Source organism: Amycolatopsis bartoniae, assembly GCF_014191255.1.
Taxonomy (GTDB): domain Bacteria; phylum Actinomycetota; class Actinomycetes; order Mycobacteriales; family Pseudonocardiaceae; genus Amycolatopsis_E; species Amycolatopsis_E bartoniae.
This window is the reverse complement of sequence record NZ_JACHWH010000015.1, coordinates 1-24,093: the sequence shown is the minus strand read 5'-3', so window position 1 is coordinate 24,093 and position 24,093 is coordinate 1. Positions and strand designations below refer to the sequence as shown.

At 70.7% G+C, this 24,093-nt stretch carries 23 protein-coding genes and 1 pseudogene; 15 read left to right on the top strand and 9 right to left on the bottom strand.

Annotated features, from left to right (window positions below):
- The first annotated feature begins 143 nt into the window (after positions 1-143).
- From FHX82_RS34540 to FHX82_RS34500, 9 genes are read left to right on the top strand one after another with little or no spacing between them, the layout of a single operon-like run.
- Positions 144-1,097 carry an ABC transporter substrate-binding protein gene (locus FHX82_RS34540; RefSeq protein WP_183177016.1) on the top strand — a complete coding sequence of 318 codons (954 nt, stop codon included), beginning with the start codon at positions 144-146 and terminating at the stop codon, positions 1,095-1,097.
- Positions 1,094-1,915, top strand: a complete 822-nt coding sequence (locus FHX82_RS34535) for an ABC transporter permease (protein WP_145934812.1) — start codon at positions 1,094-1,096, stop codon at positions 1,913-1,915. The genes FHX82_RS34540 and FHX82_RS34535 overlap by 4 nt, the downstream gene beginning before the upstream one ends.
- Positions 1,912-2,703: an ABC transporter permease gene (locus FHX82_RS34530; protein WP_145934813.1), complete on the top strand. Its 792-nt coding sequence runs from the start codon at positions 1,912-1,914 to the stop codon at positions 2,701-2,703. Before FHX82_RS34535 ends, FHX82_RS34530 begins: the two co-directional genes overlap by 4 nt.
- The gene (locus FHX82_RS34525; protein ID WP_145934814.1) at positions 2,700-3,473 is read left to right on the top strand and encodes an ABC transporter ATP-binding protein; all 774 of its coding nucleotides are present in this window, start codon (positions 2,700-2,702) and stop codon (positions 3,471-3,473) included. The genes FHX82_RS34530 and FHX82_RS34525 overlap by 4 nt, the downstream gene beginning before the upstream one ends.
- Complete coding sequence (locus tag FHX82_RS34520) at positions 3,470-4,441, top strand: ornithine cyclodeaminase family protein (protein ID WP_145934815.1); 972 nt, start codon at positions 3,470-3,472, stop codon at positions 4,439-4,441. The genes FHX82_RS34525 and FHX82_RS34520 overlap by 4 nt, the downstream gene beginning before the upstream one ends.
- A gap of 10 nt (positions 4,442-4,451) precedes the next feature.
- Entirely contained in the window at positions 4,452-5,933 is a 1,482-nt protein-coding gene (locus FHX82_RS34515; RefSeq protein WP_145934816.1) for an NAD-dependent succinate-semialdehyde dehydrogenase, read from the top strand.
- Between the two features lie 30 nt (positions 5,934-5,963).
- Complete coding sequence (locus FHX82_RS34510; RefSeq protein ID WP_145934817.1) at positions 5,964-6,983, top strand: dihydrodipicolinate synthase family protein; 1,020 nt, start codon at positions 5,964-5,966, stop codon at positions 6,981-6,983.
- On the top strand, positions 6,980-7,972 hold the full coding sequence (locus FHX82_RS34505; RefSeq protein WP_145934818.1) for a cyclase family protein: 993 nt from the start codon (positions 6,980-6,982) through the stop codon (positions 7,970-7,972). The genes FHX82_RS34510 and FHX82_RS34505 overlap by 4 nt, the downstream gene beginning before the upstream one ends.
- Before the next feature lie 15 nt (positions 7,973-7,987).
- Positions 7,988-8,938, top strand: coding sequence for a fumarylacetoacetate hydrolase family protein (locus tag FHX82_RS34500; RefSeq protein ID WP_145934819.1), 951 nt, complete (start codon positions 7,988-7,990; stop codon positions 8,936-8,938).
- 106 nt (positions 8,939-9,044) lie between these two features.
- Here the strand turns inward: FHX82_RS34500 and FHX82_RS34495 are convergent, their stop codons facing one another.
- From FHX82_RS34495 to FHX82_RS34480, 4 genes are all read right to left on the bottom strand, one after another.
- Positions 9,045-10,049 (bottom strand): 3,4-dihydroxy-2-butanone-4-phosphate synthase, encoded by a 1,005-nt coding sequence (locus FHX82_RS34495; RefSeq protein ID WP_145934820.1) that lies wholly within the window; start codon positions 10,047-10,049, stop codon positions 9,045-9,047.
- The gene (locus FHX82_RS34490) at positions 10,046-10,564 is read right to left on the bottom strand and encodes a flavin reductase family protein (RefSeq protein WP_145934821.1); all 519 of its coding nucleotides are present in this window, start codon (positions 10,562-10,564) and stop codon (positions 10,046-10,048) included. Before FHX82_RS34490 ends, FHX82_RS34495 begins: the two co-directional genes overlap by 4 nt.
- Before the next feature lie 35 nt (positions 10,565-10,599).
- A complete protein-coding gene (locus tag FHX82_RS34485) occupies positions 10,600-11,811 on the bottom strand; it encodes an acyl-CoA dehydrogenase family protein (RefSeq protein ID WP_145934822.1) in 1,212 nt (403 codons plus the stop codon).
- Between the two features lie 157 nt (positions 11,812-11,968).
- The gene (locus FHX82_RS34480; protein ID WP_183177015.1) at positions 11,969-13,006 is read right to left on the bottom strand and encodes an AraC family transcriptional regulator; all 1,038 of its coding nucleotides are present in this window, start codon (positions 13,004-13,006) and stop codon (positions 11,969-11,971) included.
- A 247-nt stretch (positions 13,007-13,253) separates the two neighbouring features.
- Between FHX82_RS34480 and FHX82_RS34475 the strand changes: the two genes are divergently transcribed.
- The 4 genes and pseudogenes from FHX82_RS34475 to FHX82_RS38125 form a co-directional block, all read left to right on the top strand.
- Positions 13,254-13,553 (top strand): antibiotic biosynthesis monooxygenase family protein, encoded by a 300-nt coding sequence (locus FHX82_RS34475; RefSeq protein ID WP_145934824.1) that lies wholly within the window; start codon positions 13,254-13,256, stop codon positions 13,551-13,553.
- A gap of 37 nt (positions 13,554-13,590) precedes the next feature.
- Positions 13,591-14,448, top strand: a complete 858-nt coding sequence (locus tag FHX82_RS34470; RefSeq protein WP_145934825.1) for a dioxygenase family protein — start codon at positions 13,591-13,593, stop codon at positions 14,446-14,448.
- Positions 14,445-15,512, top strand: coding sequence for a maleylacetate reductase (locus FHX82_RS34465; RefSeq protein ID WP_222425959.1), 1,068 nt, complete (start codon positions 14,445-14,447; stop codon positions 15,510-15,512). Before FHX82_RS34470 ends, FHX82_RS34465 begins: the two co-directional genes overlap by 4 nt.
- 51 nt (positions 15,513-15,563) lie before the next feature.
- Positions 15,564-15,821: pseudogene (locus FHX82_RS38125) on the top strand (helix-turn-helix domain-containing protein); the annotation flags it as partial.
- Here the strand turns inward: FHX82_RS38125 and FHX82_RS34455 are convergent.
- Both FHX82_RS34455 and FHX82_RS34450 read right to left on the bottom strand, forming a co-directional pair.
- Positions 15,760-16,866 carry an NDMA-dependent alcohol dehydrogenase gene (locus FHX82_RS34455; RefSeq protein ID WP_145934826.1) on the bottom strand — a complete coding sequence of 369 codons (1,107 nt, stop codon included), beginning with the start codon at positions 16,864-16,866 and terminating at the stop codon, positions 15,760-15,762. The pseudogene FHX82_RS38125 and the gene FHX82_RS34455 sit on opposite strands and share 62 nt — an antisense overlap.
- A gap of 23 nt (positions 16,867-16,889) precedes the next feature.
- Positions 16,890-18,401: an ABC transporter substrate-binding protein gene (locus FHX82_RS34450; protein WP_145934827.1), complete on the bottom strand. Its 1,512-nt coding sequence runs from the start codon at positions 18,399-18,401 to the stop codon at positions 16,890-16,892.
- A gap of 267 nt (positions 18,402-18,668) precedes the next feature.
- On the opposite strand from FHX82_RS34450, the gene pheA reads away from it, so the two are divergent.
- Both pheA and FHX82_RS34440 read left to right on the top strand, forming a co-directional pair.
- Positions 18,669-19,568, top strand: coding sequence for a prephenate dehydratase (gene pheA, locus FHX82_RS34445; protein ID WP_229880271.1), 900 nt, complete (start codon positions 18,669-18,671; stop codon positions 19,566-19,568).
- A 134-nt stretch (positions 19,569-19,702) separates the two neighbouring features.
- The gene (locus FHX82_RS34440; protein ID WP_145934828.1) at positions 19,703-21,190 is read left to right on the top strand and encodes an aldehyde dehydrogenase; all 1,488 of its coding nucleotides are present in this window, start codon (positions 19,703-19,705) and stop codon (positions 21,188-21,190) included.
- A 50-nt stretch (positions 21,191-21,240) separates the two neighbouring features.
- On the opposite strand, the gene FHX82_RS34435 is transcribed toward FHX82_RS34440, so the two are convergent.
- The 3 genes from FHX82_RS34435 to FHX82_RS34425 form a co-directional block, all read right to left on the bottom strand.
- The gene (locus FHX82_RS34435) at positions 21,241-21,990 is read right to left on the bottom strand and encodes an enoyl-CoA hydratase/isomerase family protein (protein ID WP_145934829.1); all 750 of its coding nucleotides are present in this window, start codon (positions 21,988-21,990) and stop codon (positions 21,241-21,243) included.
- Positions 21,990-23,165 (bottom strand): thiolase family protein, encoded by a 1,176-nt coding sequence (locus FHX82_RS34430; protein ID WP_229880272.1) that lies wholly within the window; start codon positions 23,163-23,165, stop codon positions 21,990-21,992. The genes FHX82_RS34435 and FHX82_RS34430 overlap by 1 nt, the downstream gene beginning before the upstream one ends.
- 214 nt (positions 23,166-23,379) lie before the next feature.
- On the bottom strand, positions 23,380-24,093 hold a 714-nt coding region (locus FHX82_RS34425), incomplete at its 5' end, for an SDR family oxidoreductase (protein ID WP_183177014.1).

The window sequence follows — 24,093 nt, the reverse complement described above, 5'->3', positions numbered from 1 at the left end:
CCCGCGAGCCAGGCGGGAGGAGACGGGCATCGTTGATTATCCAATATCCAATGTTTAATATCCAGCGAGAACGCGCTTCGCCGCGTCCGACCAAGCACACGCAGAGAGGCGGGTGTTTCATGTCTCGCAGACGATGGACCAAGGTGATCGCCAGTACCGTGGCCGCTGTCCTCCTCGTCACCGGCTGCGGAGCCGGGGCCGGCTCCGGTCCGGCTGCCCGCAGCGACGGGCTCATCCCCGTCACCGTTGGCGTCACGCCGCTGCTCAACGCGGCTCCGCTCTACCTGGGCATCCAGCACGGGTTCTTCAAAGACGCCGGCCTCGCCGTCGAACCGAAGGTCATCCAGGCCGCGGCGACCGCCATTCCCTCGCTCATGAACGGCGAGCTGCAGTACGCGCTCGTGTCCGCCGTCCCGGCGATCACCGCCAAGAGTCAGGGCCTGCCGGTCGCGGCCGTCGCCGGCAACGACGTCTACGTCAGCGATCCGAAGGACGACGGCTCGGTGCTGCTCGTAGCGCCGAACAGCCGGTTCCAGCGCACCGCCGACCTCACTGGAGCCACCATCGCCATCGTCGGGTTGCGCTCGATGCCGGAGCTGGCCACCCGCCTCGCCCTGACCAAAGCGGGCGTGGACCCCGCCTCGGTGAAGTTCGTGGAGATCCCCTACCCCGAGATGCTCGCGGGGGTGCGGGACGGGCGGGTGGACGCCGCGCTGTTCGCCGATCCGTTCCTCGGTCAGGCCACCTCGCAAGGCCTGCGCCCGGTGACCTATCCCTACTCGACCGCCCTGCCCGGGGTCACCGGGCTGCTCTGGATCGGCGTGCAGCCCTACCTGCAGCAGAACGCCGACGCGGCGGCCAAGTTCACCACTGCCATGACGCGCGCCGTGGAGTACGCGGCCGCGCACCCGGACGAAGCCCGCGCCTCGGCCACGGGGTTCACCACCCTGTCGCCGCAGGCCCTCGCGGCAGCACACCTGCCCGCGTATCGCTCCGCGGTGGACGAGGCCACGTTCACCAGGATCGCCGGCGCCATGGTTCAGCAGGGCTTCCTCAAGTCGGTCCCCTCCGTCGAGGGGATGGTCTGGCACCGATGACCGCGAGAACGATCGATCCCCCGCGGACGACGACGAGGTACACCTTCGCGCGTCTGGCGGGCACCCGGTGGCCGGCCAAGATCGGTTTCGTCGCCGCCGTCCTCGCGCTGTGGGAGCTGGCGGTGCGGCTCGGACAACCGGGTTCGCTGCCCGCGCCCAGCCGGGTGGCACCGACCCTCGTCGACATGATCGGCGACGGACGGCTCGTGGGCCCAGTCCTGCAAACCCTGGCAGCCTGGGCCCTCGGCCTCCTCGTGGCGACTGCGATCGGCGTTGCCGCCGGCCTGGTGCTGGGTGTCTCGCCGGTCATGGAGCGGCTGACGCGTTTCACGGTCGACTTCCTGCGCACGATCCCGTCGCTCGCGCTCGTCCCGCTGGCGGTGCTCCTCTACGGTTCCGGCATCGGGAGCACCCTGCTGCTGGTGGTGTTCGCCTCGACGTGGCCGATCCTGCTGCAAACCGCCCACGGGGTGCACGCGGTGGACCCCGTGGCGAGCGAGACCTGCCGGTCGTACCGGGTCCGGTGGCACCACCGCCTCCTGTTCCTGGTCGTCCCCGGCGCGGCCGCCTACCTCGCCACGGGGGTCCGGATCGCGGCGTCGGTCAGCCTGCTGCTGTCGCTGTCCGCCGAACTCCTCATCCCGGCGCCGGGTATCGGGCAGGAGATCGCGGTGACCGAACTCGGGGGTGACCTGCCCGCGATGTACGCCTGGATCTTCGTGGCCGGCGTCCTCGGCGTGGTCATCAACGCGCTGTTCAGCAGGATCGAGCGCGCGCTGCTGCGGTGGCACCCGGCGCACCGGCGGGAGGCACGATGATCAGGTCCCGCCTCGCCCGGCTGGGGCGGCTGGCCGCGTGGGAGTTCACCCTCCCCGTGGTGCTGGTGCTGGTGTGGTGGTGGTCCTCGCAGCACACCACGTCCTACTTCTTCCCCCCGCTGTCGATCATCCTCGAGCGCTTCCACGAGGTGTGGTTGTTCGACCGGTTCGCCAGTGATTTCCTGCCCAGCCTCGGCAATCTCCTCGGCGGCTACCTGGTGGCCGTCCTCGCCGGGGTGGCGCTGGGTGTCCTGCTGGGGCTGACGCGGTGGATCCGGGAAACGGTGAACCCGGTCCTGCAGTTCCTCCGCGCGCTGCCGGCCACCGCACTGCTCCCGCTGGCCATCGGTCTGCTGGGCATCGGCTCGTCGATGAAGGTCGCGGTCATCTTCTTGGGCGCCCTGTGGCCGATCCTGCTCAACACGATCGACGGAGTCCGCGGCATCGACCCGACCGTGTGGGACGTGGCTCGCTCCTACCGCGTCTCGTGGCGGCACCGGATCGCACACATCGTGCTGCCCGGTGCCGCCCCGCAGATCTTCGTGGGGCTGCGGGCGAGTCTGTCCGTCGCGGTCATCCTGCTGCTCGCCAGCGAGCTGTACGGCTCCTCGTCCGGGGTCGGCCACTTCATCCTGCAGGCCCAGCGTCAGTTCGCGATCGGCGACATGTGGGCCGGGATGGTCCTGCTCGGCATCCTCGGCTACCTGCTGAACCTGGCTCTCCAGCTGGTGGACCGGAAGGTCCTGGCCTGGCGCCACTCCCTCACCCGGAAGGACAGGTCCGAATGACCACTCCCCTCCTCGACGTCAGCGGGCTGAACAAGAGCTACGGCAGCAAACAGGTGCTCGCCGATGTCGGCTTCAGCGCCGGCACCGGGGACTTCCTCACCGTCGTCGGTCCTTCCGGCGCCGGCAAGACCACGCTGCTGCGCTGTGTGTCCGGGCTCCTGACCCCGGACCGCGGAACGGTGGAGCTGAGCGGTTCTCCGGTCACCGGTCCGCCGGAGGACCTGGCCCTGGTGTTCCAGGACTACAGCCGGTCGCTCCTGCCCTGGCTGACGGTCCGCGGGAACATCGGTCTCCCCCTGCGTAGCAAGGGAATCCGCGCAGCGGAGCGGCGGCGCCGCGCGGACGAGGCACTGGCCTCGGTCGGGCTCGCGGACGCCGGCCCGCTCTACCCCTGGCAGCTGTCCGGCGGGATGCAGCAACGCGTCGCGATCGCGCGCGCGCTCGCCTTCAGCCCGCGCATCCTGGTGATGGACGAACCGTTCGCCTCGGTGGACGCCCAGACCCGCGCCGAGCTGGAGGACCTCGTCCTCGGCCTGCGCGACCGCCTGGACATCACGTTCCTGCTCGTCACCCACGACATCGACGAGGCGGTGTACCTGGCCGACCGCGTGGTGGTGCTCTCCGGCGCACCGACCACGGTGACCGCGGTCGTCCCGGTCGACCTCGGCCGGGACCGCGACCAGGTCGAGACCAAGGAAACGGCGAAGTTCGTCGAGCTGCGCTCCCAGGTCTACCGGCTGATCCGATCCGAGCAGGGGGCAGCGGCGTGACGCTCCTCCTCGACGACAACGCCGTGCGCGCGGCGTTCGACTGGAAGCTGGCGATCACGGCGCTGCGCAACGCTTACGCCGGGCCGGTCGACGACACGCGCTATCCCGCGCGGCTCATGGCCAGGGGGGACAACAGCTGGCTCCGGGTCCTCAGTGGAGCGGCATCCGACGGTCTCATGGGAGCCAAGCTCATCGCCGCCGCCCTGGGCACGCGCCGCGCCTCCTACCTCATTCCGCTGTTCGACCAGCACTCCGCCGAGCTCGTCGCCCTCATGAACGGGCATTCCGTCACGGGCTACCGGACCGCGGCGACCTCGGCGCTGGCCGCGGATCTGCTGACCGCGCCCGGGCCGGTGAGCGTAGCGGTGATCGGATCCGGGTTCGAGGCGAAGAACCACGTGCACGCACTCTCCGCGATCCGGGAACTGAAGTCCGTTCAGGTCTACAGCCCACGGGCGGAGAGCCGGGCGCGGTTCAGGTCGGCACTGAGCGGCCTGCCCGTCACGCCGGCCGACACGCCTGAAGCCGCGGTGAGCGGGGCCTCACTGGTCGTCTGCGCCGCCCGTTCCCGGGACGAATCCCCGACTCTGCTCGGACAGTGGCTCAGGCCGGGAACGACGGTCGTGTCGATCGGGTCCACCTTGCCGGAACAGCGGGAAGTGGACACCGAAGTGATCGCACGGGCCGAGGTGCTCGTCGCGGACATGGTCGACGAGGTGCTGAACGACACGGGGGACCTGCTCGCCGCCCGCGCCGAGGGCGTGGACCCCACCTCGCGTGTGACCGCACTGGCCGATCTGGTCGCCGGGCGTCATCCCGGACGCACTGGAGACGACCAGATCGTCCTCTACAAGTCCGTCGGCGCGGCGGTGCAGGACCTTGCCGTGGCGGGCATGTGCGTGCGCAACGCACAGCGGCTCGGCATCGGCACCGAACTGCCGATCGGCATTTCCCCCATCCAGAAGTGAGGAACGTTCGATGACACAGCTGAGCCCCGCACCCGGCTTGGCGGATCCGGCGCTGCTGCGCACCGCCTCCTATGTGGACGGTGCCTGGGTCAAGCACGGCGAGGCCGGGCACCTCGTGGTCGGCAATCCCGCCACCGGTGAGCGGATCACCGACATCCCGGCCCTGAGCCGGGCTCAGGCCGCCGAGGCCGTCGCGGCGGCCCACCGCGCGTTGCCGGCCTGGCGGGCCACCGCGGCTGCCGAGCGAGCCAGGGTGCTGCGGCGGTGGTACGACCTCGTGAAGGCCGCCACCGAGGACCTCGCGCGGCTGATCACGCTCGAAGAGGGCAAGCCCCTTGCCGAAGCGCGGGGCGAAGTGGCGTACGCGGCCTCGTTCCTCGAATGGTTCGCGGAGGAGGCGAAACGGGTCCGCGGCGATGTCTTCCCCGGCCCGCAGGCCTCCCGCCGGGTCGTCGTCATCCGGGAACCGGCCGGGGTCTGCGCGGCGATCACGCCGTGGAACTTCCCCGCGGCGATGATCACCCGCAAGGCGGCCCCCGCGCTGGCCGCGGGGTGCACGATGGTCGTCAAGCCCGCCGAGCAGACCCCGTTGACGGCACTGGCACTGGCCGAACTGGCCGAGCGGGCGGGCGTGCCGGCGGGCGTGTTCAACGTGGTGACCGGCGACCCCCGGGAGATCGGCGCCGAGCTGACCGGAAATCCGCTCGTCCGGAAGCTCACCTTCACCGGTTCCACCGAGGTCGGGCGGCTGCTCCTCGCGCAGTCCGCCGAGACGGTGAAGAAGACCTCGATGGAGCTCGGCGGCAACGCCCCGGTTCTCGTCTTCGATGACGCCGACCTCGACACCGCCGTCGCGGGCGTGCTCACAGCCAAGTATCGCAACAGTGGTGAGTCGTGCATCGGCGCCAACCGGGTCTACGTCCAGGCCGGGATCTACGACCGCTTCGCCGAAGAGGTGACGCGCCGGGTCCGCGAACTCGTCGTCGGCGACGGGTTCGAGGCGGACGTGCAGATCGGGCCCCTGATCGATCCCCCCGCCGTGGCCAAGGTCGAAGAACACATCGCCGACGCGACCGCACACGGTGCCGAAGTGCTCTGCGGCGGCACCCGCCACTCCCGGGGCGGCCTGTTCTTCCAGCCGACCGTGCTGAGCGGGGTCACCACGCGGATGGCAGTCACCCGCGAGGAAACCTTCGGTCCCGTCCTGCCCCTGATCCGGTTCACCGACGAAGCCGAGGCAGTCGCGGCGGCCAACGACACCGAATTCGGCTTGGCCGCATACCTGTTCACGCGGGACGCCGAACGCACGTGGCGGGTCTCCGCGGCGCTGGAAGCCGGCATGGTGGGGATCAACACCGGCCTGATCTCCACTGAGATCGCGCCGTTCGGCGGGATCAAGCAGTCCGGGCTGGGGCGCGAAGGCTCCGTCCACGGCATCGACGAATACCTGGAGATGAAGTACCTGGCCTGGGAAGGCGCAGGAGCTTCCTGAACTCCCCAGCCGACACGGAAAGGATCGATCATGCCCCCCTACACCCGCGCCGAGGCCCGGGACTGGGCCCGCGAAAAGCTCGTGGGCGCCATCAACTGCACCATTCCGTCGTTCACCGCCGACCTACGCGGCATCAACGAGAAGGCCATCCGGCACGATGTCGCACTGGCCCAGCAGCACGGCTTCCTCGGCACCCTCGGCGTCTCCGAGATCAGCATCACCCTGCCCGAGTACCTCGACTTCCTCCGCATCGCGCGCGACGAGGCGGGAAGCGAATTCGTCCTCGTGCACCACGGCAGCTGGAGCAACCTCGAGCAGAACATCGAGGCCGTGCGCGGCGCCGAGGACGCCGGCGCCGACCTCGTGCTGCTCTCCTATCCGCCGAACTTCTACCCGGAGTCCGAACAGGACATCTACGACTACACCAAGGCCGTCTGCGACGCCACGAACCTCGCGGTCATCCTGTTCCCGATGTACCTGTGGGGATTCAGCCCCCGCATCCACCCTTCCGACATCCCCGCCCGGCTGATCCGCAGACTGATCGACGACTGCCCGAACATCGCGGTGATCAAGGCCGAGGGCGGGTTCCCGAGTATCCAGAGCGTCATCGAGTGCCACCGCCTCTTCGGCGACGAGGTGGTCATCTCCATGCCCATCGAAGGCGAGCTCATCCCGCTGTCCCAGGTCATGCCGATCCAGCTGTCTGCCACCAGCGACCACGAGTACTACGGTCCGACGATCCCGCGGGTCATGCGGCTGTTGCGCGACGGCAAGTACGACGAGGCCGCCGAGATCTACTGGCAGCTGCATCCCGCGCGCAAGATCAAGTCCGGCCTGGCCGGCGCGCTGCACGGTGGCGCCTTTCTCAACCGTCAGGCCTGGAAGTTCCAGGGGTGGCTGCAGGGTTACAACGGCGGCCCGCTGCGTCAGCCCACCCAGCGCATCCACGACGCGCAGATGACCGCACTGCGCAAGGGACTCCTCGACGCCGGCCTCAACCCCAGCATGGACCCCTTCCGGGAGTTCTTCATCGGACGGAACCCGGCATGAGCCCCGTGGAACCGGACCGCACCGACCCGGAGGGCGCGATCGCCGCCGCGGCGAAGCGTTGTTCGAACTGGGGGCGGTGGGGCGAGGACGACGTGCTGGGCACGCTGAACTTCCTCGACGACGCCAAGCGGCGTGAGGGCGCGGCGCTCGTCCGCCGCGGCGCCGCCTTCTCCCTCGCGCAGCGCTTCGACGCCGAAGGGCCGCAGAAGGGCTGGCGGCGCCGGACCAACCCCGTGCACACGATGCTCTCCTCGGGTCTCGACGCCGAGTTCGGCCCACCGGAGTTCCCGCACGGATTGGGCGGCGCCGACGACGTCATCCACATGCCGCTGCAGGCCTCGACCCAGTGGGACGGGCTGGGCCACATCTTCGACCACGGCATCGCCTACAACGGCCGGCGGGCCTCCACCGTCGTGACCAGCGAAGGTGACCGGCTGACGGGGATCGAAACCGTCGCCGGCCGCATCGCCGGACGCGGAGTGCTGCTCGACGTCGGCCGCGCCGTCGGGCAGGACGGCGAGCTGCCCGACGGGTTCGCCATCACCGTCGACCACATCCAGGCGACCATCTCGGCGCAGGGCGAAAGTTCCCGCGCCGGCCGGGGCGACCTGCTGCTGGTACGGACCGGCCAGCTCACCCGCGCCCGTCGCGACGTCGCCGAAGGCCGGGGCTGGGGCGACTACGCCGGTGGCCCGGCGCCCGGACTGTCGTTCACCACGGCGGACTGGCTGCACGACACCGAGATCGCCGGGATCGCCACCGACACCTGGGGCTTCGAGGTCCGTCCGAACGAGTTTGACGTCGCCTTCCAGCCGCTGCACCAGGTGTGCATCCCGCACATCGGACTGTTCCTCGGCGAGATGTGGGACCTCGACGCCCTCGCCGACGACTGCGCCAGCGACGGCGTCTACGAGTTCTTCCTCGCCGCCGCTCCCCTGCCCGTCACGGGCGCCGTGGGCGCCCCGGTGAACCCCATCGCGGTCAAGTGATCTGAGGAGGGCGACATGCGTTTCGCGACCTACACCGTCGAAGGAGCGGCGCGGGCCGGTGTGGTGGTGGGCGACGGCATCCACCCGCTGCCGCCGGAGGTGACGGTGCTCGACCTGGTGCGGGCCGGGCTCTCCGCGGCACTGGAGGCCGGTGCCGCGGTCCTCAGTGGACCGGTGGTGCCGCTGGAGGCAGTGCGGTTGCTGCCGCCGCTGGCACCGCCGACCGTGCGGGACTTCGTCGCGTTCGAGGAACACGTGGAAGGCGTGGTCGCCAGCGTCTCCGGCGGCTCCGGGGTCGTGCCTGAGTGGTACGAGGCACCCACGTTCTACTTCACCAACCCCTACGCTCTGCTCGGCGCGTTCGACGACGTGCCGGTACCGCCGGGCTCACGGCTCTTCGACTTCGAACTGGAGGTCGCGGCCGTGGTCGGGCGGGACGGGTCGTCGCTGGCGCCGGACGAAGTCGAGATCTTCGGCTACACGGTGCTCAACGACTGGTCCGCCCGCGACCTGCAGCGGCGCGAAATGAAGGTGAATCTCGGCCCTGCCAAGGGAAAGGACTCCGCCACGACGCTCGGGCCGTGGCTGGTGACCGCGGACGAGCTGGAGTCCTATCGCGACAGTGAGGGATTCCTGGAGCTGGACCTGCGAGTGTCGGTCAACGGCACGGAGATCGGCCAGGACCTGTTGTCCAACATGGGCTGGCCGTTCGAGGAGCTGATTTCCTACGCCTCGCGCGGCACCTGGGTACGGGCCGGAGACGTGCTCGGGTCCGGAACCTGCGGCAACGGCGGCTGCCTGGCCGAGCTGTGGGGCCGCGGCCGGGAGATCCCGCCACTGGCACCCGGCGACGTCGTGGAGATGACTGCCGAAGGCATCGGCACCATCCGCAACACCATCATCACCGGCGCTGAGCTGCCCCCGGTGCGTGCGGCGCGGCCGCGGCCGCGCAAGCGCACGCGATGACCGGGCTCGTTGCCGGCAAGGTCGTCGTGGTCACCGGCGCCGCGCAGTACCGGCAGCTCGACGTCACCGAGGCCGCCTGGCCGCCGTCCCGGGTGAGCCCGGCTGATCACCCCCGCAGGTCCTGGACGATCCGCTCGGCCACCACCGCCACCCTGGGGTCGGTCCCGTGATCGCAGGCGGGGCAGGCCGGTGACGCGCCCGGCAGGCGGATCGAGATCGCGATGCCCCGCCCGGACCGGACGACCGATTCGACGGCGCTGCGCCACCGGAGTCCGCAGTCGCAGGTGGACAGTCCCAGCACGTTGCCGTTGACGCACTCGCGATGCACGACGACCGGTGCGTCCCGGGGATCGCCGGCGACGATCGCCAGGTGGCCGGTCTCGTCGGCGATGTCGCGGTAGGACACGAGCCGTACCCCGGAAAAGGCGTCGCCCACGGGAGTGTCGCCGGTCCGGACCGGCTGTGGATCCACCCGGCGCCGGTGGCCTGCAAAGTCCGAAATGGACACACACGCCAGCTCGTGTTCGGCGGCGAACCGCGCCGGTTCGCCGCCCCGCGCGATCTCCCCCGTCAGCTCGGACACCACGATCTCGCTGAACACGCCCGCGGGAGCCAGAGCGGCCAGGCGCATCAGGTCCACGACGGCCTCGGCCCGCCCCTCCCGCGCGAACAACCCGCCGTCCCGCGCGCGCACGGGCACGACGTGCCCGGGACGGATGAACTCATCCGGGTGCGCGTCCGGCCGGGCGAGCGCCTTGATCGTCCGCGCCCGGGCGCTCGCCGAAATACCCGTACCGACATCCGCTCCGTCGACGGTCACGCACAGCGCGCTGCCGAAGCGGTCGATGCGGTCGCACCGCATCAACGGGAGCTCGAGCCGGTCGCACGCGGCCTCCTCCATCGCTACCCGGAGGAAGCCGGTCGTGTGCTGCACGAGGAGGGCGATCCAATGCGGTGTCGCCGCCTCGGCCGGCAGGACCAGAGCACCTTCGCCGTCGCGCCGCACATCGTCGACGAGGACGATCGGTTCGCCCGCCGCGAGGGCCCGGAGGGTGTGCTGGACCCGGCCGGCGGCCGGGTCCAGCACCGCGGGCGGCGATGCCACGCTCACGGCGAGACCACCAGGTCGCCGCGATCGTCGAGACGGCGGAAGCGGCTGCCGTGGAACACCAGCGGCGCCACGTCCGGCTCGGTGGCCAGAGCGTGGATGCGCAGCAGCACGATCACGTGGTCACCGGCAGGCAGCTCGTCTTCGACCGAGCAGCCGAACCACGCCGCCGCGCCTCGCACGAAAACCGCGTCGTCGTCCCCGGCGTACCAGTCCACGTTCGCGAACCGGTCGCCGTCCTTGCTGGACAGGGCACGGCACGCCCGGTCCTGGTCTTCGGCCAGCACGCTGACGCCGAGGCGCCGGCGCTCCCGCAGCTTGGGCCAGGTGGCGGAGGTGTTCTGCACACACACCGACACCAGCGGAGGCGCCAAGGACACCGAGGTGAACGAGCTGACCGCCATCCCGGCCGGTGCGCCCTGGTGCAGGGCGCAGACCGCGATCACCCCGCTGGGAAAGCTACCGAACGCCTGGCGCAGCACCCGCGGGTCCCCATCGCCCGGTTCGACCGGAATCACGATGACCTCACCTCCCTGGTCCGACGGTCGCCCGGTCAGACGTCGATGTTCAGCGGCTCGTCCGCGCCCAGGAGCAGGCGGCCGTACGCTTCCTTGCCCACCTGCGGCATCACCAGCGCGTGCCGGCCGGCGATCTCCGAGTCCCGCCAGACGCGGCTGAGCACGTTGGCGTCGGCGAATGAAGACGCACCGTTGGCCGACATCAGCCGGTCGATACCGTCCTTGACGAGCTCACCGATGATGCCGGTGTCCATCCGGACCCGGCCCCGGGTGAGCCGGTCCAGCAGGACGCGGGCGGCGGCCGCACCGTCCACATCGGCCGTGGCCCGCTGCATCAGCAGCTCCGCCTGGTCGAACCGGGTGGCCGCCTCGGCGACGTCGACCTGGTGGATCGTCGAGTTCCGCGCGTTGGTGTAGAAGGTGTAGGCCACGTTCTTCGGCGGCAGCTTCGCCAGCGTCACGTCCATGGCGTGCCGCGCCAGGCCGAGCTGGGCGGCGACCAGGATCAGCGCGGCCACCGGGATGAAAGCCATGTTCGAGTTCTGCTCGTCCGGCTTGTGGGAGGTCGCGTAGCGGCCCTCCACCATGTCCTGGAAGCTCTGGATCCGGTGGTCGGGCACGAAGTGGTCCTCGACGACGATGGTGTCGCTGCCCGATCCCTTCATGCCGGCGACGAACCAGGTCGGCTCGATCCGCCAGGCGCTCGCCGGGATCAGTGCCAGTGCCATGGGGTTCTGCCCCTCCGGCACGTCGAGTTTGATCCCCAGCGTGCCCCACGTCGCCGCGAAGGAACCCGACGCGTACGCCCAGCGGCCGCTGACCAGGTAGCCCCCGTCGACGCGCTCGGACTTCAGCGGCGGGGAGAAGATGCCGCAGGCATGGGCGTTCGGGTCCGCGCCGAACACCTCCTCCTGCGCCTGGTCGGAGAACGTCGTCGCGAACCAGGTGCACACGTTCAGCAGCGCGGCCGCCCACGCCGTCGACCCGTCCCCGTGGCCGATCTCCGCGATGGTCTCCATCGCAGTCCGCAGGTTGGCGCCGAGCCCGCCGAGGCGCCGCGGCACCATGATCTTCAGCAGCTCGGCTTCCTCGAGGGCCCGCATCACCTCGGGCACGACCCGGCGCTGTTCGGAACCGGCTTCCGCGTGCTGTTCGATCAGCGGGATCAGCGCGGTGGCGCGGGCGATGATTCCGGTGTCGGGGGCGGTCGCCTCGTTCAGCGACGGCGAACCCATCAATGCGGTCATGGCAAGGTCTCCGCTCATCTTCGTTGACGTCACCCGCTCCTCGGGGCGGGGTAGCAGCAACGGTAGGCGGATTTTCCGGCCTGTCTGCCCTGATCGCGACGCGGGATGGCCGTATCGCGAAACGCGGTTCGTCCGAAGTGGACGCTCCGCTCGCCCGCTAACGGGCGCGGCGCAGAGTCGCCGACGGCGCCTCGCCGAACCGCTCCCGGTACGCCTGCGCGAACCGCCCGAGGTTGACGAAGCCCCACCGGTGGGCGACATCCGCGACCGAGGCAGCACCGGTGACGAGCTCACCGTGCGCGCGGTCCAGGCGGACAGCGCGCACGTACGCACTGGGGGACATGCCCAGGTGCTCCCGGAAACCCTGCTGCAGCCGGCGTCCGCTCACGCCGGCCAGCTGCGCCAGCTCACCCAGCGACCAGGGCTTCTCCGGCGCGGAGTCGACCGCCTCGACCACGCGTTTGATGGTGCGCGGACGGGCCGGCGGAGCCGGATCGCGCAGCTCGCTCGCGTAGTCGTGGTGCTGCGCCAGCACGAGCCCGCCGATGACCATCCGCTCCAGGTACTCCCGGTGCCGGTCGGACCGGTGCACCAGGCTGTCGGGGTTGCCGAGTTCGGACAGCAGCAGACCCAGTGTGTCGAGCCAGCTCTTGCCCGCCCCACGTGTGACGTCGAGATCGAGCGCGAAGCGGACCCAGGAGCCCACGGGGTGGCCGAGCACCGCTTCGAGCTCCTCCTCCAGCACGCGGCGGGAGATCTTGACGCACAGCTGCATGGCGTCCTCGCCCCAGCGCGGCAGGAAGGTGTGCTCCCGTGGCGTGAAGACGGCGGCGCGGCCGGGAACGGCCGTCATCTCCTGTCGTCCGCACTGGGTGGCCACGACACCTGAGAGCGGGACGTTCACGTGGTAGGCACCGAGCGCCCCCGGATCGACGGTGGTTTCCACCCCGAACCGGACCAGGCCGAGCGTCAGGTGTTCCAGCCGCGTGGCACTGAGCCGGGACAGGGGCAGCTCCCCCTCCGCCCGGCCGGCCGGCGTGACACGGGCCGGGTAGAACACCTCGTTGAGCCGCTCCCGGAACACCTCGAACGGCGCGGCGTGGCACAACTCGCGAAAACCTCGCGGGGTGGCCGGTCCGTCGCTGCCCTCCGGGAGGAGGGTGGACCGCAGCGCGGTCATCTCCGTGCTGTGCATGTGCGCCCCTTTGCGCTGATCAGACGCCACTGTCATGGTCTTCGGGCGGAGGGGTGCTGTCAAACTCGCCCGTTGTGCCCACGCTAGGAGTGCCGGTGGGCGTCGCAAGCCGGTTCGCGCACTCACCGGCCGCGAAGCGAACCCTGTCCCTTTCGCGATCCGGCCGGTGTCCGACACGAAGCGGCTCGTCCCAGGCAGCACCGGGATCTAGGTTCGGCCAACACCCCCGACGAAAGAGGAGCCTTGCATGATCGTCGAGTACGCCTACCTCCGGATCCTCCCCGGACGGGAGGACGCGTTCGAGCAGGCGTTCGAGAAGGGGAGGCCGATCCTCACGGGCGCACACGGCTGCGTCTCGGCCGGTCTGTTCCGCGACGCCGAGCACCCCTCCTCCTACCTGCTCAAGGTCACCTGGCGAACCCTGGCCGACCACCTCGAGACCTTCCCCGGCAGCGAGGCGGGACGCCGGTTCGCCGAGCACGTCGCACACTACTTCGACGGCGCGCCACAGGTGCGCCACTTCGAAGCGGCCGACGTGGCCGAGTAGGCGCCGCGACCACCCGATCCGAGAAAGGCACCACCCCATGGACTTCTCCGTGGAAACCGCCACCCCGACGGTGGTGGACAGCTTCCGGAACACACCCGACGCCCGCCTGCGCGGCGTCCTGGAAAGCCTGACCCGGCACCTGCACGACTTCGTGCGAGAGGTCCGCCCGTCCCTGGCCGAGTGGAACCAGGCCGTCGAGTTCCTCACCGAGGTCGGCCAGACCTGCACCGACACCCGGCAGGAGTTCATCCTGCTGTCCGATGTGCTCGGCGTGTCGATGCTGGTCGAGACGATGAACGCGCAGCAGACCGGGACCGACAGCACCGTGCTCGGACCGTTCCACATGACCGAGTCCCCCCGCCGCGCCCTCGGCGACTCGATCGACCTCCTGGGCGGGCCGCGGCCCTGCGTGGTGTCCGGCCGCGTTCTCGGGACCGGCGGTGAGCCGGTGCCCGGCGCCGAGCTGGACGTGTGGCAGTGCAACGAGGAGGGCTTCTACGACGTCCAGCAGCCGGACGTGCAGCCCGCGGGCAACGGCCGTGGCTTGTTCACCGCCGACGACCAGGGCCGGTACTGGTTCCGCAGCGTCGTGCCCAGCCACTACCCCATTCCCACCGACGGCCCGGTCGGGCGGCTGCTGGGCGCGACGAAGCGGCACCCGTACCGCCCCGCCCACGTCCATTTCCTCGTCACCGCACCCGGATACGAAGAACTCACCACCCACGCCTTCGTCGCGGGCAGCCCCTACATCGACTCCGACGCCGTGTTCGCGGTCAAGCAGAGCCTGCTGGTGGATTTCGCCGAATCGGACGACGCCGAGGCCGCGGCGACCTTCGGGGTCACGGCGCCCTTCGTCCACGCGCAGTTCGACATCGTGCTCGAGGAGCGGGCGTGACGGCCGGCGCGTTCACCTACGAGGCGCTGCCCATGCGGGTGGTCTTCGGTCCCGGGCGGCTTGCCGACCTGCACGCCGAGGTCTCCGAACTCGGTCTGCACCGGCTCCTGGTGCTGACCACGCCGAACCAGCGCGCGCTGGCCGACCGCGTCGCCGGCCTGCTCGGCGACCGGGCGGCCGGCGTGTTCGCGGGCGCCCGGATGCACGTCCCCGCCGAGGTCGCGGCCGCCGGACAGAGCCACGCCCGGGAGGTGGACGCGGATGGCTGCGTCGCGATCGGTGGTGGGTCGACCATCGGGCTCGGCAAGGCGATCGCCCTCGAGACCGGCCTGCCGGTCGTCGCCGTACCCACGACCTACTCCGGTTCCGAGATGACACCGGTCTGGGGCATCACCGAGGCCGGCCGGAAACGCACCGGCCGCGATCCCGCCGTCCTGCCCCGGAGCGTGCTCTACGACCCCGACCTGACCACGAGCCTGCCGGCTGTCCTGTCCGGTACCAGCGGGATCAACGCGCTCGCCCACGCGGTGGAGTCCCTCTACGCGCCCGACACATCACCGGTGATCGGGCTGTTCGCCGAAGAGGGCATCCGGTGCCTGGCCGCGGCCCTGCCCGCCATCACCGCCGATCCGTCGGACCGCGACGCGCGGTCGGAGGCCCTGCGCGGCGCCTGGCTGTGCGGCGCCTGCCTGGGGGCGACCACGATGTCGCTGCACCACAAGCTCTGCCACGTCCTGGGCGGCACCTTCGACCTGCCGCACGCGCCGACGCACGCCGTGGTGCTCCCCCACGTGGCGGCCTTCAACCTGCCCGCCGCACCGGCCGCCCACGCCGCCCTGTCCCGGGCGCTGGAGACCGCCCACCCGGCCCGCGCCCTGGCCGACCTCGCGACCGCGGTGGGCGCGCCCCGGTCACTGGCCGAGCTCGGGCTGCGCGAGGCCGACCTACCCGAGGTCATCGAGCAGGTTCTCGCGCAGCCGTACGCGAACCCCCGCACCCCGGCTCACGACGACCTCGACGCGCTCCTCACGGCAGCCCACTCGGGGGTTCCCGTTCGTGGCTGACCGGTTGAGCTCCCGGGATTGGTCCCAAACTGACGGAGGCATGCCGAGGAGGTCAGTGGCAACGTCGCGGCGGCCTGCCGGTATCACGGCAGCAGCCGCACCGTGTTCTACCGGTGGAAACACCGCTACGACGACGAGGGCGTCGATGGTCTGAAAGACCGGGCTCGACGAACCGGAGCGTTGGGGGGACCACCACTTACCAGGCCGGCGACGGCACCTCCGGCGGCGACCCGGCCACTCCCGATCGCTACAGCTCCAGCAGACCTCGCAGGTTCCGGCCGCCGTGCATGTCGGCGAACCCGGCGTTGACCTCCGAAAGCGGGTAGCGGGTGGTGATCAGCTCGTCGAGCCGCAGCTGACCCCGGCGGTACATCTCGATGATGCGCGGGAAATCCGCGACCGGGTTGGCCGCACCGTAGACGTGCCCGCGGAGTTCCTTGTTGCTCATCGCGAAGTCGAACAGCGAGAACGTCATCGCCGTCTCCGTGACGGGCGTGATCGAGGTGACGACCACCCTGCCGCCCTTCGAGATGATCCCGACCAGCGGGCCGAGGTGCTCGCCGTGCGCCACGCCGACGCACAGAATCGCCTTGTCCGCCATCACACCGCGGGTGAGGTCGGCGACCAGTGCGGTCGCTTCGTCCATGTCCGCGGCCACGTGGGTCGCGCCGAACTCCAGGGCCCAGTTCCGCTTCCGCTCGACCGGGTCCACCGCGACGATCGTCGACGCGCCGGCGATCCGGGCACCTTGCACCGCGTTGATCCCGATGCCGCCGACACCCTGCACCACCACGACGTCTCCGGGGAGCACCTCCGCGACGCGGATCGCGCCGAGCACGCCGGTGGTCACGCCGCACCCGATGAGCGCGGCGACGTCCAGCGGGACGTCGTCGTCGATCCGCACCGCCTGCAGCTCACTCACCACCGCGTGGGACGCGAAGGTTCCGAGCTGGCACAGTGCCGACAGGGTCTGTTCCCCCGCGCGCCGCGAGGGAACCTGCTCGCCCGCCGCCGGGGCCACCGCCCGGCGCCCGAGGTCGCACAGGTTCGCGCGCCCGGAGATGCACCAGCGGCAGTTGCCACAGGCGGGGATGGCGGAGAGGACGACGTGGTCACCGGGACGTACCCGGGACACCCCCTCACCCACCTCGAGCACGACGCCGGCGCCCTCGTGGCCGCCGACCTGCGGCAGGGGCATCGGGATGTCACCGGTGACGCCGTGGTCATCGGAGTGGCAGATGCCCGAAGCCTTGAGCTGGACCAGCACCTCCCCGGGGCCGGGCTCGCCCAGTTCGATCTCCTCGACCTTCCACGGGCTGTTCCGCTCCCACAGCACTGCTGCCGGAACCTTCATCGCGAGTCTCCTTTCGATTGTCGTTACGCCTTACCCAGGCCCCGGATGTCGGTGTTGCCGCTCACCGTGCTCCACGGCATGTCGGCGAGCCCCGTGACGCGGTTCGAGGCCACGAAGAAGTTCGGGATCGCGCAGATGGGCACACCCACCGGATTCTCGACCAGGTACGAGTTGAAAGCCTCAAGCGCCTGCTCCTGCTGAGCGGTACCGATCGGCGCGTCGAGGACGGCCTGTCCCAGCGCCGACATCTCGGCGCTCGGCCCGCCCGGGTTGTCCAAGCGCAGGAAACTCTGGACCGTCAACGACGGGTCGGCGTCCGGGAGGATCTGCTCGACCAGCGCCGGGACGCGGCCGCTGCGGAAGGTCGGACGTGAGTCGTTCGGGTTCATCGCGGTGAGCCGCAGGTCGATGCCCGCCTCGGCGAGCTGGGCCTGGAGGGCGGGGGCGAGCGCCCCGGAAAGACCGGCCTGATAGAAGATCGCGTCGATGCCGGCCCCATCCCGGCGAGCCTGCGACAGCAGTTGCCGGGCGCGCGCCGGGTCGTGGGGGTAGGCATCGTCGAGACCCGCCACGTGACCCGGCCCGTCCGGGAACGGCTGCGAGGTCGGGCGGCACAGGCCGCCGAGCAGATTCGTGCTCAGGCTCTGCCGGTCGACCGCGTAGTTGAGCGCCCTCCGCACCTCGACCGCGTCGAGCGGCGCCCGGCTCGTGTTGAGGAAGATCGCGGCGACGCTCTGCGTCGGTTTCTCCAGCACCTGGACTGTCGGGTCGCCGCGGAACGACGCGATGTCGGCGTGCAGGTTGACCTGTGCGAGGGTCCCGTCGATCTGGCCGGCGCGCAGCGCGTTCATCCGGGCGGCGCCGTCCGGGATCGCCAGCACCTCGACGCGCGCGGCCTTCGCCACCCCCGGGTCCCAGTACCGGTCGAACCGCTCGTAGGTGACGCGATCCGCGGTGCGGGAAACGAACCGGTAGGGCCCCGAGCCGACCGGTTGGGTCCCCATGGTGCCGAACGCCGCCGGGCTGCCGATCAAGAGGTTCGGACTGGCGAGTTTCGCGGGCACGGCCGGGTCCGGGGTATTGAGGAGTATGCGCACCGTCCGGCCATCGACGACCTCGGCCTTCGACCATCCGCTCAACTTGTTGGCCAGTACCGGCGTGCTGTCCCGCAACTGCAGGGCGCGGTTGAGGTTCGCGGCCACCGACTGGGCGTCGATCGGGTTGCCGTCATGGAAGACCGCGCCCCGGCGGAGCGTGACCGTCCAGGAGGCACGGTCGGGGGCCTCGGCCCAGCTCTCGGCCAGGCGGGGGCTGATGTGGCCGTTGCTGTCGACGGTCGTGAGGCCGTCGAAGATGAGCGTGTCGTAGGTGATGTGGGTCAGCTCCGCCTTGGCCACCATCGGATCCATCTGGATGGGCGGCACCGAGATGGCCCACCGGATGGTGGCGTTCGGGTCCGGCTCCAGCCGGCCGGGGCCCTGCCCGCCCGTCACCCCGGCGCATGCCGAGAGAGTCAGCGCGACGATCGCAGCCACGACCGCGCTTCCCCTCCGAGTCGCCTGTCGCCGGCTCAAGGTCGTAAGTCTTCGCACGCCCGATTCACGCTCCTTCGTTGCAGGTGAACGGCGAGTACGTGTCGGCAGAGATCCGCCGTGGTAGCGGGTGACCGGAGCACCACTTCCCCGGCGGGGGGAGCGGCACATCTCCGCCGAAGTTTAAAGTATCCTCTATTTGGGCTACGCACAAGCACTGGGTGATTCCGCCCCGGAAGCGCGAGACGCCGGACCGAAAGGACTCCATCCGTGAGCAGCACCACGCGGGACGAGCGGCCGTTGCGCCGTCTCGGTTTCCTCGGCCCCCCGGGCACGTTCACCGGGCAGGCGCTGGTCGCGATGCTGGAGCCCGCCGAGTCCGCGGTGGCGGACCTCGTGCCCCTGCACGGGAGTCCCGCGGTGCTGGCCGCGGTACGCGAGGGGCTGGTCGACGCCGGCTGCGTTCCCCTGGAGAACAGCGTCGAGGGCGCCGTACCACCCGTGCTCGACGGACTGACCGAGGACCCACCACTGGCGATCATCCGGGAGGCGGTGCTCGCCGTGCGTTTCGCCCTGATCGTCCGTCCCGGAACCACCACAGAGGGCATCCGCGCGGTGGCTTCGCACAGTCACGGCATCGCGCAGACCCGCGACTGGATCACCACACACCTGCCGGCGGCCGAAGTCCGGATCGCGTCCTCCACCTCGGAGGGAGCCGCACAGGTAGCCCGTGGCGAAGTCGACGCCGCCGTGTCGTCACCACTCGCCGCCCGCGAGCACGGCCTCGAGATCCTGGTCCACGACATCGCCGACCACCCGGGCGCCGTCACCCGGTTCGCCCTGGTCGCCCGCCTGGGCGTCACGCCGGCGCCGACCGGCCGCGACCGCACCACCCTCGCTCTCGCTGTGGAGAACCGGCCCGGGTCGCTCGTGACCCTCCTCCGCGAGTTCGCGCTGCGCGACATCGACCTGACCCGCATCGAGTCGCGGCCGGTCAGGAACCGGCCCGGGAACTACTGGTTCCACCTCGACTGCGCCGGCCACGTGGAGGAACCGGCGGTCGGCGAGGCACTCGCCGCGCTGCGGCGACGGGGCGCCCACGTCCGCAACCTCGGCTCCTACCCGCGGGCGGACACTCCTCAGCCACCCGTCGGAACAGGGCATCGTTGACGGTCTCACGCAATGGGTTCTCAGGATGGTGACACCCCGTTACCCTTACTGAGTACACTCATTCATTTCACGGAGACGCATGCCGGTGAGACCCTGCGTGACCGTGTCGAGTTTCCAACGACGGGAGTCCGACGATGACCGCAACGTCCCCAGCGCCCGAGCAGGCCGACGTGATCGACCGTGAGCAGATCCTCCTCGGCGGCACGTGGGTGGCGGCCACGGGTGACACGCTGATCGACGTCATCAACCCCGCGACCGAACAGGTCATCGCTCGCGTCCGAGAACCCTCCGTTGCGGACGTGGATCGAGCGATCCAGCACGCACGCGAGGCATTCGACGACGGACCTTGGCCTTCGTCGTCGCCCGAGCAGCGCGCCAGGGCGATCGACGCCTTGGCCGACGGTCTGCAGGCACGCGCGGCAGAGCTGAGCGCCCTGGCGACACAGGAAGGCGGGATGCCGATCGCCTTCGCGGACTCCAGCGTGGAGCGCGCCGTCAGCTTCCTCCGCTACTACGCGGACCAGGCTCGCTCCTTTCCGTTCCGGACGGACCGGAAACGCCCGGACGGCGGCACGACACGCATCGTCCAGGAGCCGGTCGGCGTGGTCGCCGCGATCGCGCCGTGGAACGGCCCGCTCGCCGTGGCGGCGCTCAAGCTCGGGCCCGCTCTTGCCGCGGGGTGCACGATACTGCTCAAGTCCGCGCCGGAGACTCCGCTCACCACGTACGTGCTCGCCGAGGCCGTGGCCGAGGCCGTGGCGGCCGGCGACCTCCCGGAGGGGGTGGTGAGCGTGATCACCGGCGGCCGCGAGATCGGGCAGGCGATGGTGGCCCACCCTCAGGTCGACAAGATCAGCTTTACCGGCAGCACGGTGGCGGGCCAGAACATCATGGCCGCGGCGAGCGAGCGCGTGGCCAGGCTGACCCTGGAGCTCGGCGGGAAGTCGGCGGCGATCATCGCGGAGGACGCCGACCTGGCGGCCGCGCTGACGAGCCTGATCCCGATGTCGTGCGGCAACACCGGTCAGATGTGCTTCGCCCTCACCCGCGTCCTGGTGCCCGAGAGCCGGCACGACGAGATCGTCGAGGCATTGCGGGCCGGACTCTCGTCGCTGGTCGTCGGAGACCCTGCCGATCCGGCGACGACGACCGGTCCCCTCGTCTCCGGACAGCACCGCGCACGCGTGGAGGGCTACCTCGCCCTGGCACGTGAGGAAGGCGCGCGGGTCGTGCTCGGCGGCGGCAGGCCGCGGGGATTCGACAAGGGGTACTACATCGAACCGACCCTGCTCGACGGTGTCGCCAACTCGATGCGGGTGGCCCAGGAGGAGATCTTCGGACCGGTCGTCAGTGTCATCACCTACCGCGACATCGACGAGGCGCTCCGCATCGCCAACGACTCGCGGTACGGCCTGGCCGGTTCGATCTACACCGCCGATCACGAACGCGGTTTCGAACTGGCCCGGCGCGTCCGCACCGGAACGATCACGGTCAACGGAGCCATCTTCGACACCACGGTCCCGTTCGGTGGTTTCAAATACTCCGGAATCGGCCGCGAAGGCGGCCCCGAGGGCCTCGCCGCGTACACCGAAACCAAGTCGGTGCACATGACGAACCGCTGACGAGCAGACCGGGGGGGCGGCGGCGGAGGCCGCCACCCCCCGGCTGCCGGTCACCCGGCGACGAAACGCCGGATCAGCTTCTGCGCCTCGTCCGTCGTCACCGCGGCGGCGATGGTCCGGGCCTCGTCGGCCGCGCTCTGCGCGCGTCCCTCGCCGAAGGACGACCTGATCAGGCGCTTGGCCTGGCCGAGCGCCAAGGCTGGTCCGGCGGCGAGTGCTTCGGCCAGTTCGCCGGCCCGCCGGGTCACGGCGTCGTCGTCGGTGACCTCGGTGACCAGACCCCACGCCCGGGCGTCCTCGGCCGTGAGCGTTCGCCCGGTCAGCGCGAACTCCAGGGCGCGTTGCGTACCGATCGCACGGGGCAGCAGGTAGGACACGCCGCAGTCCGGGGTGAGGCCGATACCGGAGTAGGCCATGCGGAACTTCGTCGACCGCGCGGCCACCACCACGTCGGCGTTGAGCACGAACGCCAGACCGGCCCCGGCAACCGCACCCTGGACTCCCGCGATCACCGGCTTGGGCAGCTCGGACATCCGACGCAGCTGCGACTCGAACAGGGTGGCCAGCTCATGCAGGTAGTTCGCCGGATCGGACGCGGCCAGGAACGACCGCACGTCCCCGCCGCCGCAGAACCGCGGCCCCGCACCAGCCAACAGGATCACCCGCACGTCTTCGTCGTCGGCCGCCGCTGTGACCGCTTCGCCGAACGCCTGAGCGGTCGGCAGGTCGACCGCGTTCGACACGCTCGGACGGTTCAGCGTGATCCGGCCGACCCCACCCTCGACCTCGAACCGCACCATCAGGCGACCCTTCGCAGCAGCGCGGCCAGCGCCTGCCCGCCACCGATGCACATGGTCACCACGCCCAGCTCCAGGTCGTTGCGGACCAGGTGCTTGGCCGCCCGCAAGGTGAGGATCGCGCCGGTGGCCCCGACGGGGTGACCGAGGGCGATGGCCCCGCCGTAGGGGTTGGTCTTCTCCGGATCCAGCCCGGCATCACGGATCACCGCCACCGCCTGCGACGCGAACGCCTCGTTCAGCTCGACCACGTCCACATCACCCGGCGTGAGCCCGGTCTGCGCGAACAGCTTCTCCAGCGCCGGCACCGGCGCGTACCCCATCAGCTCCGGCTCGATCGCCGCGGTCGCCACGGATTCCAGCGCGACCAGCCCGGTCAGCCCGCGCTCGGCGGCCACCGACTCGCGGGTCAGCACCACGGCCGCGGCGCCGTCGTTGATCCCGGAAGCGTTGCCCGCGGTGACCGTGCCGTCCTTCTCGAACGCCGGCCGCAGCTTCGCCAGCGCCTCCACGGTGGTGCCCGGCTTGGGGTGCTCGTCCTCGGTCACCGTCACCGGGCGGCGGCCACCCACCTCGACCGGCGTGATCTCCTCCGCGAACGCCTCCTTCGCCGCCACCGCCGCCGCCCGCTGCTGGGACAGCAGGGCGAACTCGTCCTGTTCCTGGCGCGACACCCCGTACCGGCGGGCGACGTTCTCCGCCGTCACTCCCATGTGGACATTGTGGAACGGGTCGGTCAGCATCATCACCGTGCCATCGGCCAGTGTCCGGTCGCCGAGCCGGTAGCCGGACCGGGCGCCGAAGTCGTAGAACGGCATCCGGCTCATCGACTCGTCCCCGCCCGCGAGGGCGAACTCCACGCCGCCCCACCGCAACTGCATCGCCGCCGACCAGATCGCCTGCAGACCCGACCCGCACAGCCGGTTCACCGTGTAGGCCGGCGTTTCCACCGGCAACCCGGCGGCCAGCGCCACCCGGCGGGCGTTGTAGGCGTCCGGGCCCACCTGCCCGATGCAGCCCATGACGACCTCACCGATGTCGCTCGCACCCACCCCGGCGCGTTCCAGCGCCGCCTTCGCCGCTGTCGCACCGAGTTCGTGCGCCGGCACGTCCTTCAACGCCCCGCCGAAACTCCCCACCGGCGTCCGTGCGCCCTCCAGCAGAACGACCCTGTCCACGCTCATCCACACCTCACCAGCCGAGTGCCATTGCGCCGAGCCTAGGTCGGCAGGCCGGCGATGTGGTGATTTCTGCGTCACATCACGCGGCCCCGATCTCCGTCAGGAACCGGTTCTCGATGCGAGGCCCGGATGCCATCGCCATCGCCGCGATGACCGTCCACAGTGTCCGGTGCGCGCCGGAGTCTCCGGATGCGGCGACCAGCCTCACCGGTCAGTCGTCCAGGAACAGGTCTCGTTCCGGATTCTCGCCGCCACCGTAGATGGTCAGGTCCTCGACTCCGGCCGCGGCGACAACGGCGGCGTCGACCTCGCACCGGCCGGTGTAGGTGCGCGGGTCCTGTGTGAGCATCGCGATCGCGGCGTCGGCCATTATCTTCGGCGACCGCGCTCGTGCGGCACCTTCCGCGCCGGCGACCACGTTGCGCACCGCCGCGGTGTCGATCAGCGTCTGGGGCCACAGACAGTTGAAGGCGATCCCCTGGCCGGCAAACTCCGCCGCCCAGCCCAGGGTGAGCATCGTCATCCCGTACTTCGACAGCGTGTACGCGGGGTAGGCGCCGAGCCAGCGCGGGTTGAGGTTGAGCGGCGGAGACAGCGTGAGCACGTGCGCGCCGCGGCTCTTGCGCAGGTGGGGCAGGCAAGCCCGGGTCAGCGCCCACGTGCCACGGACGTTGACCGCCTGCATCAGGTCGAACCGCTTCGGGGTGAGGTCGAGGGTGCCCTCCAGCGAGATCGCACTGGCGTTGTTCACGCAGATGTCGATCCCGCCGAACTGGGCGATCGCCGCCTCCACCGCTGCCGCCACCGACTCGTCGCGCCGGACGTCGCCCACGACGGGGCAGGCCTTCCCGCCGGCCGCTTCGATCTCCGCCGCGGCCGTGTAGATCGTCCCCGGCAGCCGGGGATCGGCGGTGGCCGTCTTGGG

What these genes read in the sequence shown, in the direction of transcription:
- FHX82_RS34435 (WP_145934829.1), bottom strand. Translation starts at nt 21,990, where the DNA reads ATGGTGCGGTTCGAGGTCGAGGGTGGGGTCGGCCGGATCACGCTGAAC.
- FHX82_RS34510 (WP_145934817.1), top strand. Translation starts at nt 5,964, where the DNA reads ATGCCCCCCTACACCCGCGCCGAGGCCCGGGACTGGGCCCGCGAAAAG.
- FHX82_RS34525 (WP_145934814.1), top strand. Translation starts at nt 2,700, where the DNA reads ATGACCACTCCCCTCCTCGACGTCAGCGGGCTGAACAAGAGCTACGGC.
- FHX82_RS34535 (WP_145934812.1), top strand. Translation starts at nt 1,094, where the DNA reads ATGACCGCGAGAACGATCGATCCCCCGCGGACGACGACGAGGTACACC.
- FHX82_RS34480 (WP_183177015.1), bottom strand. Translation starts at nt 13,006, where the DNA reads ATGCACAGCACGGAGATGACCGCGCTGCGGTCCACCCTCCTCCCGGAG.
- FHX82_RS34530 (WP_145934813.1), top strand. Translation starts at nt 1,912, where the DNA reads ATGATCAGGTCCCGCCTCGCCCGGCTGGGGCGGCTGGCCGCGTGGGAG.
- FHX82_RS34470 (WP_145934825.1), top strand. Translation starts at nt 13,591, where the DNA reads ATGGACTTCTCCGTGGAAACCGCCACCCCGACGGTGGTGGACAGCTTC.
- FHX82_RS34485 (WP_145934822.1), bottom strand. Translation starts at nt 11,811, where the DNA reads ATGACCGCATTGATGGGTTCGCCGTCGCTGAACGAGGCGACCGCCCCC.
- FHX82_RS34505 (WP_145934818.1), top strand. Translation starts at nt 6,980, where the DNA reads ATGAGCCCCGTGGAACCGGACCGCACCGACCCGGAGGGCGCGATCGCC.
- FHX82_RS34515 (WP_145934816.1), top strand. Translation starts at nt 4,452, where the DNA reads ATGACACAGCTGAGCCCCGCACCCGGCTTGGCGGATCCGGCGCTGCTG.
- FHX82_RS34455 (WP_145934826.1), bottom strand. Translation starts at nt 16,866, where the DNA reads ATGAAGGTTCCGGCAGCAGTGCTGTGGGAGCGGAACAGCCCGTGGAAG.
- FHX82_RS34440 (WP_145934828.1), top strand. Translation starts at nt 19,703, where the DNA reads ATGACCGCAACGTCCCCAGCGCCCGAGCAGGCCGACGTGATCGACCGT.
- FHX82_RS34500 (WP_145934819.1), top strand. Translation starts at nt 7,988, where the DNA reads ATGCGTTTCGCGACCTACACCGTCGAAGGAGCGGCGCGGGCCGGTGTG.
- FHX82_RS34475 (WP_145934824.1), top strand. Translation starts at nt 13,254, where the DNA reads ATGATCGTCGAGTACGCCTACCTCCGGATCCTCCCCGGACGGGAGGAC.